Source organism: Flavobacterium sp. H4147, from assembly GCF_029360735.1.
Classification (GTDB): Bacteria; Bacteroidota; Bacteroidia; order Flavobacteriales; family Flavobacteriaceae; genus Flavobacterium; species Flavobacterium endoglycinae.
Window position 1 is genome coordinate 1,502,276 of record NZ_JARKNB010000002.1, and the last position, 16,770, is coordinate 1,519,045.

A 16,770-nucleotide genomic window follows, 5' to 3' on the forward strand; every position below is an offset into this window, starting at 1 on the left:
ATATTTTTTGTTTAGCACACAGAGACATAGATTTCGAAATCTTAAAGGCGTTTCACTCACATTACTAAACATAGCAATGTGTGAAAACTTGTTTCTTTTGCATTCTTTTTGACACAAATTTAAACCTATGTTTCTACGTGTTTAAAAATACTATTTTAAACTTTCTTTAGTCTCTTTTATCGTTTTTAAATTGCTTTCTGATAAAGCATTTCCGTCGAAGAAAGAAACACCAACAGCTCCGTTTTGTTTTGCCAGTAAAATTGCTTCTTTTAATTCTTTATCATTTTTCAATCCTGGAATATAAATTCCTGTATTGATTTTTGTCTTTTTATCTTCTAAATCATCAACTCCCTGCTTTGTTGCATAGCCAACCCAGTCAATTTCTTCGTTGTAAAAACTGTGGTAAATCATTGGATATACTTCATCGATGTTCCATTTATCCCAGCGTTGGCGCACCATGTGGTCTGCCATTTCAGGATAAGGGAATACAGCTGCCGTTAATTGTTTGTTGTATTTGTGTGCAATTGCGTATGCATCGTTAACCACTGCTTTTATCGCATTTAAACGGAAGTTTTTCCACTCCATATCGATAGAAGTATTGTGGCTTTCTTTTGGATTTTTATGGTGGATTTTTTCAAATGCTTTTACACATTCATCGCAGTAGCAAAAGTCAAACTGCGGTAATTCTACATCCTGAACCAGATTGTATTTAGGCAGAAGACTGATTGGTAAAAAGATGTCTGGGAAACGAATGTAATCTAAATGCACACTTTCGATTCCTTCTACTTTTGCCAGTTCTTCCACTAAAGCTAAAACGTGTTCTCTTGATTCTTTTCTGGTTGGGCATAACCATTGGTAGTAATCTACATACGGGCGGTTATCAAAACATGATTTCCCTTCTTTGCTTACCTGATACCATTCTGGGTGTTTTAAAGCAACAGAATCTCCCGGTCTGTTCATAGCCATAATCCAAGCGTGCACTTTAAGGCCTTCTTTTGTGGCAAGAGGCACTAATCTTTTTAAAAGTTTTGGATCTGTTGTGGTATTGATTAATACTTCGTCGATACCGCCGCTTTTGTATTTTTTGAATTCTGCAGTATAATCAGCATCTGATTTTTTAGCATCAGCGGTTGTCCATACTCCAAATTTAAAGGTGGTTGTTTCTTCTTTTTTGGCACACGAAAAAATGCTGAATGCCAATAAAAAAAGTAATAGTTTTGGTAGTTTCATAGTTAGTTTATTTTGAAATTATTTTGCCGTCCTGCCTTATAATGAATGTTTCGTTTGAAAAAGGACTTTTTACTGAAATATTATATCCAGAGGCATGATTTTCTAATACTGGTTTTAAAATTTTGCCATCGACTTTGATCGTTTCTTTTGTTAGATCTGTCAATGATTTCGCCCAGACTTTGTGTTTTTGGCTGTATTCTTTTTGGGCTCTGTACAAATTGTAAAGTTCCCATCGTACTTTTTCGTCCTGCGGAATCGTAAAGATATCTTTTCCTTCTTTTGTAGAAAAATAAACATAACCCCATTTTTCAGGTTCATGCATATTTATAACGCCCATTGGCGACCAAACCCAGTTGTACTCTGGCAGAAATTTTCCGTCGGCACCTTTCTTGCGTTCGTATTTACCATCAACAATAGAATGATCCCAGTTTACTCTTGAGAAGTTTACACGCCAGAATTTATCGGCTGGAACGTTTTGATCGTAATAGGAAGTTTTGTAAGCAGACCACGGAAGCGCCATTTCAAGCACCCAGCCCTGATCTGTATCATTAGGATTATTAAGGGTTCCGTGAATTTTAACTGCCGATTTTAAACCGGGAATATTCCAGTCGTTTAAAACCACAAGATCTTCGCGGTATGGTTTTGATAAAAATAGATCCCAAGCAGTGTTTAAGGCGTTTATTTCTAATTCGTAATAGTTAAAAGTGTCGCTGTCGGGATCTATAAAAACTTCAAAATCGTTGTTGTAAAAAATAATGGTATCACGCTGCTTTAAATTGGCCCAAACATGCGGCTCATCAATCTTTGCTAAAATATAAAAATTGGTTTCATCCCAGAGCATTTTAACTTTTGTAGCGTACTTTGGTTTTACATCATTTTCGATATCTTCAAAAAGATCTGTCCATTCTGCTTTGCTCCATGATGGATCAGATTCGTCTCCGTCAATAACAATGGGACTTGTGATTTTTGAGGCTGTGTACGTTTTAGGCACAATTGTTTTTTTCTTCGGCTGCGAAAAAACGAGTGCCGAAGAAAAAACTAAAACAATTGTTAACCACTTAAATTTTAGAAACATGGATTTTTTTATAAACTGTTATCTTTTGTAAACTGAATTACTTCGCTTAATTTTCCGAAAGCAATCGCAACTGCTGTATCTGCCGCACCATAATAAACTGCCAGCTTATCTTCTTCTGTATCATGCAAAGCAGCACATGGGAAAACTACGTTTGGAACATCTCCCACCATTTCATAAATCTCTGCAGGTCCTAATAAATAAGGCTGTGTTCTGTATTTTACTTTATCTGGAGAATCTATATCTAAAAGTGCTGATCCCATTGCGTAACGGAAACCGTTGCAGGTATTGATAACTCCGTGGTAAATCATTAACCAGCCCTCGTTTGTTAAAATAGGAATTGGCCCTGCTCCTACTTTTGTACACTGCCATGCGCTTTGCTCAAACGGACTTGGTTTCATTACTAATCTGTGTTCGCCCCAGTATTTCATGTCTGGGCTGTAGCTAATCCAGATATCTCCAAAAGGGGTGTGTCCGTTATCACTTGGACGGCTTAACATGGCGTATTTACCGTTTATTTTCTGAGGGAATAAAACTCCGTTTCTGTTGAATGGTAAAAAGGCATTTTCGCATTGGAAAAACTCTTTAAAATCAAATGTATACCCAATTCCAATTGTTGGCCCGTTGTACCCGTTGCACCACGTAATCCAGTAACGGTCTTCGATCCAGACTACACGAGGATCATATTTATAAGCAGATTCGATCATATCGGTATTACCTGACTGCATTACGATTGGTTCGTGGTTGATTTCCCAATCGATTCCGTTTTTACTAAAGCCGGCAAAAATATTCATTTGAACCGCTTTATTATCACATCTGAAAACACCTGCATATCCGTCGCCGAAAGGCACAACTGCACTGTTAAAAATACTATTTGAAGATGGAATCGCATATCTGTTGATAATTGGATTTTCAGAATATCTCCACATTACATCTTTACTGTTTTCGGGTCTGTCTTGCCAAGGAATACTGCTCATTTTTTTTATTTTTTGTTTATTGTTTTATTTTATTGAAACACATAGGAAACATAGTTTTTAAAATTTCAAAAAAGGGGCGTCAGTATGTAAAAGTTTAGTTATGTGTGGAATACTTCTTTTGGTTACTGCTTTTTTAAACATAAAAACTGATGTTTCTAAGTGTTTATTTTTATTTAATTTATTATTCTTAACATATAGAAGCATAGAATTACCTGTGTGGTCTTCGACTTCGCTCAGACTGACAAAGCAATTTTCTGCTCTACAATCTTTCCTCTTGCTTCTATACTCTTTCTTCTATACTCTTTCTTCTTGCTTCTTGCTTCTATAATCTCTCTTCTTGCATCTATACTCTTTCTATTCTTGAATCTTCCTAACTTTATCTAACCACGTGAATTTTAATATCGCTGTAGTTACTAAAAACACGATTAAGGCTGCTATTGCTTTTGGATAATCTCTGATGATAAAAAATATTGGAAGCAGAATCATACTCGATTGCCACACAATTCCAATTGCACAGTTCATCATATCCAGCCAGAAATCATTATTTTTTTCGAAAGACTGATCTTCAGCTTTTAATTGTTTATAAACCGGATTCCAGAATCCCCAAGGTCTTACGTTGGAATAAAACGATTTTAAAACTTCCATTTCTGTCGGCTGGCTCAAGTATGTTCCTAAAAGACAACCTAAAATTGAGAATCCGAATATTAACGGGAACAGGTAAATGGCCTGAACTTGTGATAAATCGTATAAGAAAGAACCTTCGGTTAAATTGGCTTTGTTCATCCCTAAAATAAACTGCAGTGAAGCAATGATTAATCCAGCAAACATTCCCCAGAAGTACCCCCAGCCGTTAAAACGCCACCAAATCCATTTTAGGAAATTCGCCGCTACGTAACCTCCGTACAAAGCACTTGTAATCCACAACGTTAAAGAGTTAATAGAATCTGCAAAGAATCCCATGAAAACTCCTAAACCTACTACAAGAAAAGACGAAATCTGGCTTACTTTAATATAATGTGCGTTTGAAGCTACTGGTTTGAAATATTTTTTATAAATATCATTTACAATGTAAGCTGGACCAGCGTTTACAAATGCTGAGAATCCCGACATAAAAGCGGCTAATAAACCAGCTAAAAGAATTCCTTTAATTCCAACCGGAATGTATAAATTGACCACTTTTGGCATTAATAATTCTAAATCAGCTCCTGTTAATCCAACATTTGCATTTAACTCAGGCGCTAGGTTTACTAAGGCAATTACCACGATTCCGGTAATTAATAAATATCTTGGAATAAATAAAATCAGGTTCGTAAAACCACTCATGTAAGCAGCTTCTTTTACCGATTTTGTAGAAAGAACTCTTTGTAAATCGTAACTTGGTGTTGGCCCTGCCACACTCGCGAAGAATCCTTTGAATAACGTCATTCCGATGAAAGCACCAAACATTTTGTAACCTTCTGTGTCAATTAAAGTATTGAAAGTTTGGAATTTATCACTCCACTGGGTTTCAAACTGCCAGCCAAAGAAAACATTTTTCCATTCTGGTGTTATAATTGAATTAATCTGAATATCAGTATAATTGATAAAAGCGTAACCTGCAATTAAAACTCCGGCTACAATCATAATTAAATACTGTACCACTTCTGTTGCTACTACAGAGAACATTCCGCCTTTTACTGTATAAATGGTCGTTAAAAAAATGATTAACAAGGCATAAGAACGCTCAGATGTCAATAAAATCATATCGCCATAATGCAATGTTAAATCCCAAGGAAGAATAATGGTTACAAATTTTCCGATTCCTTCAAAGAAATACGCGATGAAACCAATTGTCGAGATAATCGCAAAAATCGCTACAATAATATGAGATGCTTTTCCGGCTTTGTCACTTCCAAAACGTGTTAAAATCCATTCAGAGCCGGTCATTACTTTTGATCTTCTAATCCAAACAGCAAGAAACATCATGACGAAAATCTGGTTCCATATCGGCCACAGCCACATAAACATGAAACTTTTTACTCCGTATAGAAATAAAACGCCAATCATCCAGGAAGTTCCCGAAACATCGAACATTCCAGATCCGTTACTAAGACCTAAAAAGTACCATTTGATTGTTTTTCCTCCTAGGAAATAGTCATCAAGTCCTTTTTTTGCTTTTCTTGAAATCCAGATTCCTATACTTACCGAGAGCAGAATGTATGCTACGATTATCGATACGTCAATAATATCCATTTATTTTTTTGTTGTTAGGTTAGTTTTGTTTTTGTTTTGTTTATTTTTTAATTCCCCAGTTTTTATTCGGCTGCGGCCCCATTACAAAATGTAATGTTCCTCCCGCTAAAATCTGCTGATGTGTGATTGCTGTTTGATTGAATGCCTGGCCGTTTAATGTTGCCGACTGGATGTAATAATTTTTGTCTGAAACATTTTCTGCTTCGATTACAAATGTTTTTCCGTCTTCAAGATTAAGGGTTGCTTTTTCGAAAATCGGACTTCCAATTTCGTATTCGCCAGACGCCGGATTCATTGGGTATAATCCCATTGAACTGAAAACGTACCATGCCGACATTTGTCCGCAGTCTTCGTTGCCGCTTAATCCGTTTGGTGTTGTATTGTATTGTGTGTCTAAAATGTGACGAACCCAATATTGTGTTCTCCAAGGCTGGCCCGCGTGATTGAACATATATGCAATGTGGTGGCTTGGTTCGTTTCCGTGTGCATACTGCCCGATTAATCCCGAAATATCTGCCGAAACATTGTTTCCTGTAATTTCTGAACTTTCTGTAAATAGTTGTTCTAAACGTTTTGTAAAGATTTCATTTCCACCATGAATCGAAATTAAATTATCGACATTATGAGGTACAAACCAGCTGTGCTGCCATGCATTTCCTTCGGTATAATCGGTGTGTTCTCTGTGGTTAGAATGTTTAGGATCAAAAGGTTCGTTCCAAGATTTTCCATCTTCAGATTTTCCTCTCATGAATCCTGTTTTTGAATCAAATAAATATTGATACGCCTGAGAACGTTTTAAGAAAAACTGGTAATCTTCGGTTTTTCCTAATGCTTTTGCCATCTGCGCCACACACCAGTCATCATAAGCATATTCTAACGTGATGGTAACTGACTCATCTAATACATTATAAGGAATATAACCGTATTTTTTGTAGAAATTCAATCCTCTTTCGTCCTGCATCATAGTCGTTTTCATGGCCTGATATGCTTTTTCGGCATCAAAACCTTTGATACCTTTTAAATACGCATCGACGATTACAGGAATGGAGTGATAACCTGTCATGGTATTGGTTTCATTGGCATATAATGTCCAAACCGGAAGTATTTTTTTAACGTCGTAATACGTCAGCATTGAGTTTACAATGTCTGAAGTTTTGTCTGGAGCCAGTAAAGTCAATAAAGGATTTTCGGCTCTAAAAGTATCCCATAGTGATAAGGTCGAATAAGCGGTATAATCTTTTGCTCTAACAATTTGATCATCCTCTTGTCTAAATTGACCGTTTTTATCACTATAGGTTACAGGGGCAACTTGTGCGTGATACAGCGCAGTATAGAAAATCGTTTTTAACGAATCTACTGGTGTTTCAACTTTAATTTTACTTAATGCGTTATTCCAAATCGAAGAAGCTTTTGTTTTTGTTTCATCGAAATTGATTTTTGGATCGTCTAAATTGTCTTTTGCGTTGGCTATACTTACTGATGAAAGTGCGACTTTTACAAACAATTCATTTGAGTTTTTCGAATCAAAAAATAATTGTGCCGAAGTATTTTCTCCGTCAGCTTTTTTAGCAGTAACAATTTGTTTATCAGCAGTTAAAACTGATTCTAAAATAGGTTTTGAAAATTTCGCTACAAAAAATACTTTTTGATTTTGCGCCCAGCCTTTACTATAACGGTAACCACTAATGGTGTATTCGTCTTCAATTGTAATTCCTGTTTTTAAGGCTTTATCCCAATTAATAGCAAATCCTAAATCGACCACAACAGATTGTTTGTCATTTTTAGCAAATGTGTATTTGTGATAAGCTGTTCTTTGTGAAGAAGTTAATTCTACATTGATCTTAGGATCCTCAAGAAAAACCTGGTAAGAACCCGGTGTTGCTTTTTCGTTAACATGATGGTATAATGATTTATAAGGTAATTGATCGCGTGAAGTTGTTTTGATTGTTAAATCGACTTTTTTATTGGTTGGCATGAATAAAATATCGGCCAGATCTCCAATTCCAGTTCCACTTAAGTGTAAATGACTGAAACCAGATACAATAGAATCTGAATAATGATATCCTGAACACCAATCCCAGCTTGAGATTCCGTTATCTGGACTCACTTGAAGCATCCCAAAAGGAACAGTTGCTCCTGGATAAGTATGCCCATGTCCGCCTGTCCCAATAAAAGGATCTACATGGCTCACAAAATTATTTTTGTGATTCGTATTTTTGTTTACTTTTATTTTACAACTTGTAACCAGAATTACAAATAAAAGCGGCAGAATAAAATTCTTCATATAAAACAACCTTAATTTAACTTTAAATTTATATAAACTGGCTTTTTATTAAAACTTATTTAGACGGATAACATATAAACTTAGATAAACATCAAAAAAAGTCACAAAACACCCTCAGATTATGAATTTCAATTCTAGCAAATTATATCGCATCCCTTTGCATTATCATATCATCTTTTGGCTGACTTATTTCTTATTTAATACTTTTAGGTGGGGAAGTTATTTTAATGATTATGTCTATTCTTTTAAGACGAATCTGCTGGGATTTCCAATTCACATGACGCTGTGTTATTTGAATATTCTAATCTTTATGCCGTATTTGGTGTACCGAAAGAAATATGTATTGTATGTTCTTGCTGTTTTTTCGGCTATTTTTTTAATGGTCGTTCTAAAATTCAATCTTACCTATTTATTAATCACACATGATGTCTGGCCGGAAGGACCGCAGACTATCGACAAACTGACTTTAAATTATACGATTGATATGATGATGGGAGAATTGTATGTAATGACTTTTGTTACGGCAATTAAAATCACATTGGATTTCTTGAAAGAACAAAAACGTGTAACCGATCTTGAAAAATCACAATTAGAAACTGAACTGCTTTTTTTGAAGTCACAGATTTCTCCGCACTTTTTCTTTAATACCTTAAATAATATTTATTCGCTTTCTGTAGAAAAATCGAATAAAACGCCAAAAATTGTTCTGAAGCTTTCTGAGTTAATGCGTTATATGCTTTATGATACAAGCGGTAAAAAACAGAGTTTAGAAAACGAGATTTTATGCATTCAAAATTACCTTGATCTTGAGCGAATTAGAAATGACGAAAGGCTCGAAGTAAATATGGAAGTATCGGGAGATATTCACGACAAGGAAATTTCTCCAGTAATTCTGCTGACATTTATCGAAAATGCTTTTAAGCACGGTGTAAACAAAAACACGGGAAAAGTACGTATTGATATTGATTTTAAAGTGAAAGGTGACTTTCTACATTTTACCATTTCGAACCCGACACCAGAAATTACGCAGCATAAAGACAATTTTAACAAGTCAAGTGGTATAGGAATTGAAAATGTTAAAAAAAGACTTGAATTAGGTTATAATAAAGATGACTATAAGCTTTCTTTTAAAAATAAAAAGAATATTTTTGTCGTGAAACTTGTGATTAAAGTAACCTAAAAACAGCTTTTCCTCGTATATAAGTTTATCTGCTAAATTATTTTTTCGCTCAAAAATAACTAAGATTAAAGAAATGAAAATAAAATGTTTGATTATAGATGATGAGCCATTGGCAATCAACGTTATTAAAAATTACTTAGAACCGCTTGAAAATTTTGAGGTAATAAATACTTTCAGTAACCCAATCGAGGGATTGAATTTCCTGAAAAACAATACGGTTGATGTAATTTTTCTGGATATTAACATGCCTGTTCTGGATGGAATTAATTTTATCAAAAGTCTCGACAATCCACCTTTATTAGTAATTACAAGTGCCTATAGCCAATTTGCTATTGAAACTTACGAATTGGATGTTTTGGATTATCTGGTAAAACCAATTGAGTTTCCAAGGTTAATGAAAACACTGAACAAAGTCAGCAAAAGACTTGAAAACAAAGGAAATTCTGTTCAGGAAAGCAGTGGCGACAGTCCGTTTATTTTCGTGAAGATTGATAAAAAGAGAATGAAAAAGATTTTCTTCAACGAAATTTTGGTGATCGAAAGCTTAAAAGATTATTTAAAAATCAACACCACAACTGGTAAATATATTATTCACAGCACTTTATCCGATTTTACCGATTTACTGCCCGAAAAAAACTTTTTAAGAATCCATAGATCGTACACAATTGCCATTGATAAAATCGACGCTGTTGAAGGAAACAGCATTGAGATCGAAGGACTTCGCTACGTAATTGGAAGATCGTATATCGATCATGTAAAACAAAGAATTTTGAATTCTTCTATATAGGGAAAAGTTATAAGTAAGAAGTTAGATGTTAAACGTCTAATTTTATGAGACCTTTGTCAGAATTTGATATTTTGACAAAGGTTTTTTTATGCCGCTAAATGAGGAAAGCTTTGCGCCCTTCGACTTCGCTCAGGGTGACAAACAAAGAACAAACTTCTAACATCTAACTTTTTTACATTTAACTTTTATAAAAACACAAAAAAAAATGCAGCCAACCACGGCTGCATTCAAAACTTGGTAACTAACCAAATAAACCACATGAAATAGTTTATTATATTTTAAAGATTTTCTTAGAAGAAATATCTCTTGAAAGCTTCGATTGCTGAATAGTCAGCTAAACCTAAAGCGTGATATTTTTCTGCAGTTAATCTGTTTCTGTCTTCTGCTCTAATCCAGAATTCTCGGCTGTCATCACCTTGGAACATTACACCATCTTTTTGTGACTGGTGGAAGAAAATGGCGTGACGTTTTTTAAGAACCTGATCCGGACTCATAGGAACTGCCATTTCAATTTGGTATGATTCCCATTCGTGCCAAGCACCTCTGTACAACCAAACCCAGCAGTCATCCATAAACGATTTGTGTTTTAATCTCTTTAAAGCTTCAAACAAACTGTCCAGACAAACTTTGTGTGTTCCGTGCGGATCTGCTAAATCTCCGGCAGCATAAATCTGGTGCGGTTTGATTCTTTCGATAATGTCACACATAATCTGGATATCGGCTTCGCCAAGATTATTTTTCTTAACCGTTCCTGTTTCGTAAAATGGCAGGTCAAGGAAATTTACATTAGAATCTGGCACACTTAAATATCGTGTTGCTCCTAAAGATTCGCTTCTTCTAATTAAACCTTTCAGTTTTCTTACTTCCAGCAAATCAACATCGTTGCTTTTTTTGTTTTTTAGGAAGTTGATAATCGTATCCGCTTCTGCAGATTCAGGATTTAATGCTTTTGTAATTTCAGCAAATTTTAAAGCTTCTTCATTTGAAACCGCAATATTTCCCGAAGTCTGGTACGCAATATGCACATCGTGCCCCTGCTCTACCAATCTGTCAAAAGTTCCTCCCATCGAAATAACATCATCATCAGGGTGTGGACTAAAAATGATAATTCTCTTTTTCTCCGGAGTTGCACGTTCCGGTCTGTACGTATCATCAGCATTTGGTTTTCCGCCCGGCCATCCTGTAATCGTTTGCTGCATTTTGTTGAACATTTTAATATTCAAATCGTATGCAGTTCCTTCTTCAGTCAGTACGCTTGACATTCCGTTATCGTTGTAATCTTTATCAGTAAGTTTAAGGAAAGGCTTTTTAGTCAATTCGCTTAACCAAACCACAGCTTTCAGCTTTAATTCGTCTGTCCAGATTACTGATTTTACCAACCAAGGCGTTTTTACTCTCGTTAGTTCCGATGAAGCTTCCGTGTCTAATACAAAAGTTGTGTTGTTGTGCTGCTGTAAATACGTAGCCGGAACTCGAGATGAAATTTCACCTTCGATTGTTTTCTTTATAATAGATGCTTTGCTGATTCCCCATCCAAGAAGTACAATTCTTTTGGCATTTTTTACTGTACCAATTCCCATTGTAATCGCTTTTCTAGGCACATTATCAATTCCTAAGAAAGAGGATGCCGCATCAACACGCGTTAAATGATCCAATGTAATGCTTCTGGTTCCAGAATTAACGTGAGATCCCGGTTCGTTGAACCCAATATGTCCTGTTCTTCCAATTCCAAGAAGCTGAAAATCCAATCCGCCGTATGCTTTGATTTTCATTTCATAATCGATGCAATATTGCTGAAGGTCTTCATTGCTGATGCTTCCGTCAGGAATATTAATATTTTGAGGCTGAATGTCAACATGATTAAAAAGGTGCTCATGCATGAAATACCAGTAACTTTGAATATCATTTTTATCCATTGGATAATACTCATCTAAGTTGAAGGTAACTACATTTGCAAAACTCAATCCTTCTTCTTTATGAAGACGAACTAATTCTTCGTATACTTTTATAGGAGAAGATCCTGTTGCCAAGCCTAAAACGCAAGGCTCGTTCAATTCTTCTTTTCTCTGAATGATATTGGCTATTTCTTGAGCTACTAAAATCGAAGCTTCTTTAGACGATTCGAAAATTACATTATGTATCTTTTCAAAACGCGTTTCTTCGAACTTTCCTGCTTCTTTGAAATTTATACTTTCTTTAATCATTTGCCTGTTGTTGTAATTATTTAGTATAAAATTAAATATTACATAATGTAAATAATCAAAAATTCGACTAATAACCTGTAAGCTTCGCTATAGGACAAAATTTATAACTTTAAGCAAAATCATTCCAATCCAAAACTGGATTACGGCGTTTCGATTACATTTATTTCAGCGATAGAAACCGTTGATGTCTTTGCCACTCCTGATGTCGCCACGAAACGAATATATCTTGCTTTGGTTTTCTTAAAAGTTTTAACCTGCTCGATTGGATTGTGTTTGATATTCGAAAATTCTCCCTGCGACTGTAGTTTCCATGTTACATTATCAGTGCTGGTGTAAAATTCGTAATTGGAAATCAAATTCAAATTGTGGCCAACCTGCTGTGGCAAATACGTAAAACCATTTATAGTTAAAACGGTTCCCATATCGATTGTAATTTCCTGCGGCAATTTGTTTTCTTCACTACCAAAAGCCCATTCTGTATTTGGATTTCCATCGATAATTCGGTCTGCTGATTTTAAATCACCGCTTGATACTTTACTGATTTTCCAGTTTTCTTTTGAAGCACCATATTTTACGGTTCTCACAGCACTTCTTATTTTTTCTGTATCATTAAAAGAAATGGCTTTTATCTGAACCGCTTTATTGTATCGGAATACACCTTTATATAAGGTACTTTTTTCGGTTGGATTGGTTCCATCAACCGTATAATAAATAGGATTTCCTTCTTCTGATTTTAAGGTAACATCACCGTTTCGGTCACGGCTGATTTCAGGCATACGCACAAAAGTAGGCGCATTATAAGCCTGAATAGTCGAGATTACGATACTCGCTTTCGAATCCGTAATATTGATTCTGATAGCTGATGCTTCCACTCTTTCGATTCTTAAAATTCTTTTGTAACCAATAGTAGTTTCTGTTGCCACAGTTTTCCATTTTCCATCTACTTTAACCTCAACATTAAACGATTTTACTCTTTGTCCAAGAGCAATGTCTTCTTGCAAAAGAATACGATCTACGGCAGTTGGTTTATCAAATTCAAAAGTAATAGAAGCTGTTTTGATAGTATCGTCTGTTGCCCAGTACGTTTTTTTATTTCCATCTGCGACATTTTTTGCTGCAAATTCTGTACTGTTTACTCTCACATTATCGGCAGAAATTTTACTTCCGACTAATAGTTCGGTTTTAAAATCGGCTTTTATGGTAGATACTAATTCTTTTAATCGAGCTTCGTCATTTTCATGAACCAAACCTCTTCTGTCAACCGGAAGATTCAATAACAAAGTCGCATTTCTTCCAATTGATTCGTAATAAATATCGACCATTTCATCCAGCGGACGTACTTTATCGTCTTCTGTCGCATGATAAAACCATCCTGGTCGTATTGAAACATCGGCTTCGCCTGGAACCCATTTCTCGCCATTTTCATGTCCCGACATAAATTCGGTATAATGTACTTTTCCGGCTAATTCATCTTTCTGGCGTAAAAGTGACCAATTTGTTTTTCCGGCACGTCCTTCTTCATTTCCAATCCATCTGGCTTCTGATGGGCCAATTCCCCAAACCAACGTTTTTGGGGCAATACTGTAAATTAGTTTATACGTTTCGTCCCAATTGTAATATTCTAATGTATTGATTTTTCTGGTTTCGTTTGCTCCTCCGTAATAACCATCTCCTCCATTCGCACCGTCAAACCACATTTCAAAAACATCTCCGTAATTCGTTAATAATTCTTTCAGCTGGTTTCTGAAATAGGTGATATATTCAGGTTTTCCGTATTCAGCATGGTTTCTGTCCCAAGGAGAAAGGTACAATCCTAATTTTAAATCATATTCTTTACAGGCCGCGGCGAGTTCTTTTACCAAATCGCCTTTTCCATTTTTCCACGGTGAATTTTTCACCGAACGTTCTGTATAAGCCGACGGCCATAAACAGAATCCGTCATGATGTTTGGCAACGAGAATTATTCCTTTCATTCCGGCTGCTTTTACAATACGTGCCCACTGACGAACATCTAAATTCGTCGGGTTAAATAAGGCTGGAGATTCATCGCCGTAACCCCATTCTTTATTGGTAAAAGTGTTTAACGAAAAATGCACAAAAGCATAAAATTCCATTTCCTGCCAATCCAGTTGTTTCTGTGTTGGAAGCGGTCCAAACGGCTCTGGAGCTTTTACAATTTTTTGACTATTAATTGAAGATGTGATGCAGAACAAACACAAAAAGAGAAAAACATTTTTCATCGTGCGGTGATTAATAACACATTATTAAAATAGGAACAACACAATATTAATGTAAATTACTATTTTAATAATCATTATTTCGACCAACAACGGATTTAGAATGTTTTTAGTAAATCGTTAGAGTAAAAAGAAGCTTTTTAAGTTAATTTCTGTATCAACAAGAAACATTTTTTATGATACCGAAGAACGGTTTTCAACTAAAATTATAATTTCGGGACGGATTCTGTCAATAATCCATTCTTTCTGCTGAACCGAAATTTCATCTAGAATCTTATCATTTTGGAGATTAAAATCTAACAATACATCTTCAATAAATTCATCATAAATGTTTTGCATTCTTTCAGGGTTTTTAAAATCAATGGCTCCAATTTTTGACAATACACTGTTTAATCTGTTCTCTGTTATATAATTTCTGAGATCGTCAATTAAAAAAGCCAGTTCTTCTGAGTACGAAGAAACCTTAGGAATATACGACCAATTTTGTGCCTGATGGAATTTTTGCTCTTTAAACTCAGTGTTCTTTAGTTTTATTATAGGCCTTTCTTCATCATGAATAAGCCCGTTATGTTTTAAGGGTTTTAATACAATTCCTTCAATTAGGTTTTGTTCTACGGCAGGCAGATTGAGCAAAGCAGGAATTGTTGAATTTATTCTTTTATTAAATTCCATAGCTTCATTCAATTTTCCTGCAAAGAGGATTTGAGCGTGAAAAACAGCAAATTTCTCGAAGTATGACACGGCAAGTTCATAATCGAGATATTCTTTTTTACCGTCTTTTTCAAAAGCCATATCAAAAGCACAAAACCGAACTTCCGGCGAATAATACACTCCTGTTTGAATAGCTTGCACATTTGGATTAGGAACTACATCTGGATGCGGATAATGTCCACCGAAAAGTTCTCCATAGATGATATATTTATCGGCTTTAAAATCAATACTAAATTGTTCAAAAAGAGATATAATGCGAGTTTCTATTTCATTTACAACAGTTTGGAAGCCAAAGAAATCATCACTCCATTTTAAAAGATCTTTCCTTTTTGCAAATTGTAAATTCCTATTTTGATAAACGAAACTAAAATTGGCTCCGTGTATTTTTTCTGTCACCACCCATTTTAACCTGTTCATGTCTTTAATCAGCTTTTCATTGTGCCCATACTGATTAAAGTTTTCAGGCATTTTTTCATATTCAGAAAAATGATTCATTGCTTTTATATGTATTTTAAACGAATGATCTCTAAACTCTTACGATACAGAATTTAGAGATCATTTATTTTAACTAAATAAGTATTCAGATTAAAATTAATCTTTGGCAAACTTAGCCATTATTTTTTTTATCTGAAAGTTTATACTTACAAAGTGATTATTTCACATTTAAAAACTGAAAACTGGCTGGATCTGCCACAATTTTACCGTCTTTGAATTCTATTGAAATCATTCCTGCTTTTCTTGGAGAAACACCGCTTGCGCTGTAATGGGTATGCAGCACATAATGCATTTTGCTGTTTTTGTCCCAAAAAACATCACCGTGTCCGATTCCGTTTTGATTGGTATTTTTTCTGCTGATGATTGGACTGTCGGTTGCTTTTTCCCAAGGTCCAAGCGGACTTTTACTGGTGGCATAACCAACAGCATAATCTATATTCCTGAAATCATTAGCCGAATAAATCATGTAATACAAACCATTGTGTTTTATAACCGTTGGTCCTTCTGTAACTGGCCAGCTTACATTTTGTGTGTTTTCCCAAGGCAGAACTCCAGAAATACATTCGCTTAACGTTTCTGGTTTTATACTTTGAAAATCATCGTTAATTTCAGCCACAAAAATTCGGTTTCCGTTTGTTAAGCGGACATGATACAGGTATTTTTTTCCGTCTTCGTCAATAAAAATAAAAGGATCAATCTGGTTTCCGGTTTTGATAATCGGTTCTTTGGATTCGTTTTTAAATGGCCCTAACGGACTATTGCTGGTGGCAAATGCAATGTTTTCATTTGCGGTATAAATCATGTAAAATTTATTTTGATACTGAAGAATCTGCGGTGCCCAGAAACCTTTGTCGCCGTAAGCATCTCCTTTTTTAAAAGCCAGTCCGCTTTGTGCTCCCACAGGGCCTTTCCAATCTTTTAAATCTGATGAGGTATAGACTTGAAATCCTTCGCCGTTTGGAAAATCGCCGCTTGTCGTTCCGTATAAATAATATATTCCGTTGTTGTAGAAGATGGTTGGATCTGCTAACAAAATTGTATTGGCTTTTGATTCTTTGGGTTTATCTGTGTTTTTTTCCTGTGAACAGGCTGCGAAAACACAAAGCAACGTTATTATAGATAGTGCTTTTTTCATTTTTTATTGATTTTGATGGTGCATTTTTTAACCGCAAAGAGCGCAATGGTTTCGCAAAGGGCGCAAAGTCTTTTTGTCTCCCTGAGCGAAGTCGAAGGGCACAAAGCTATTCTTCATTTTTTTGTCATTTAGAGGAACTCGTAGTTTGCTAAACTTTGCGTTTCTTCGACTTCGCTCAGGATGACAAAAAGTAATAAAAACTTAGCGACCTTTGCGTAATTACTTG

General features: G+C 35.3%; 11 protein-coding genes. 2 read left to right on the forward strand and 9 right to left on the reverse strand.

What is annotated here, in order from left to right; translation table 11 throughout:
- Nucleotides 1-150 precede the first annotated feature (150 nt).
- The 5 genes from P2W75_RS14225 to P2W75_RS14245 all read right to left on the reverse strand — a co-directional run bounded on the left by P2W75_RS14225 (nt 151) and on the right by P2W75_RS14245 (nt 7,795).
- A complete protein-coding gene (locus P2W75_RS14225) occupies nt 151-1,230 on the reverse strand; it encodes a putative glycoside hydrolase (protein WP_207297422.1) in 1,080 nt (359 codons plus the stop codon).
- 7 nt (nt 1,231-1,237) lie between these two features.
- Nucleotides 1,238-2,305: a carbohydrate-binding family 9-like protein gene (locus tag P2W75_RS14230; protein WP_276380964.1), complete on the reverse strand. Its 1,068-nt coding sequence runs from the start codon at nt 2,303-2,305 to the stop codon at nt 1,238-1,240.
- Between the two features lie 8 nt (nt 2,306-2,313).
- A complete protein-coding gene (locus tag P2W75_RS14235) occupies nt 2,314-3,279 on the reverse strand; it encodes a glycoside hydrolase family 130 protein (protein WP_207297424.1) in 966 nt (321 codons plus the stop codon).
- Between the two features lie 354 nt (nt 3,280-3,633).
- Nucleotides 3,634-5,511 (reverse strand): sodium:solute symporter family protein, encoded by a 1,878-nt coding sequence (locus P2W75_RS14240; RefSeq protein WP_276380965.1) that lies wholly within the window; start codon nt 5,509-5,511, stop codon nt 3,634-3,636.
- A gap of 40 nt (nt 5,512-5,551) precedes the next feature.
- Nucleotides 5,552-7,795, reverse strand: a complete 2,244-nt coding sequence (locus P2W75_RS14245) for a GH92 family glycosyl hydrolase (protein WP_276380966.1) — start codon at nt 7,793-7,795, stop codon at nt 5,552-5,554.
- 121 nt (nt 7,796-7,916) lie between these two features.
- Between P2W75_RS14245 and P2W75_RS14250 the strand changes: the two genes are divergently transcribed.
- Both P2W75_RS14250 and P2W75_RS14255 read left to right on the forward strand, forming a co-directional pair.
- The gene (locus P2W75_RS14250; protein ID WP_207297427.1) at nt 7,917-8,975 is read left to right on the forward strand and encodes a sensor histidine kinase; all 1,059 of its coding nucleotides are present in this window, start codon (nt 7,917-7,919) and stop codon (nt 8,973-8,975) included.
- A gap of 73 nt (nt 8,976-9,048) precedes the next feature.
- Nucleotides 9,049-9,762 (forward strand): LytTR family DNA-binding domain-containing protein, encoded by a 714-nt coding sequence (locus tag P2W75_RS14255; protein ID WP_207297428.1) that lies wholly within the window; start codon nt 9,049-9,051, stop codon nt 9,760-9,762.
- A gap of 290 nt (nt 9,763-10,052) precedes the next feature.
- Here P2W75_RS14255 and nagB read toward each other — a convergent pair whose 3' ends face one another.
- The 4 genes from nagB to P2W75_RS14275 form a co-directional block, all read right to left on the reverse strand.
- Nucleotides 10,053-11,966: a glucosamine-6-phosphate deaminase gene (gene nagB / locus P2W75_RS14260; RefSeq protein ID WP_276380967.1), complete on the reverse strand. Its 1,914-nt coding sequence runs from the start codon at nt 11,964-11,966 to the stop codon at nt 10,053-10,055.
- A gap of 140 nt (nt 11,967-12,106) precedes the next feature.
- Complete coding sequence (locus P2W75_RS14265) at nt 12,107-14,206, reverse strand: alpha-L-fucosidase (RefSeq protein WP_276380968.1); 2,100 nt, start codon at nt 14,204-14,206, stop codon at nt 12,107-12,109.
- Between the two features lie 171 nt (nt 14,207-14,377).
- Nucleotides 14,378-15,409 (reverse strand): RNA ligase family protein, encoded by a 1,032-nt coding sequence (locus P2W75_RS14270; protein WP_276380969.1) that lies wholly within the window; start codon nt 15,407-15,409, stop codon nt 14,378-14,380.
- Between the two features lie 157 nt (nt 15,410-15,566).
- Nucleotides 15,567-16,544: a glycoside hydrolase family 43 protein gene (locus tag P2W75_RS14275; RefSeq protein WP_276380970.1), complete on the reverse strand. Its 978-nt coding sequence runs from the start codon at nt 16,542-16,544 to the stop codon at nt 15,567-15,569.
- Nucleotides 16,545-16,770 lie beyond the last annotated feature (226 nt).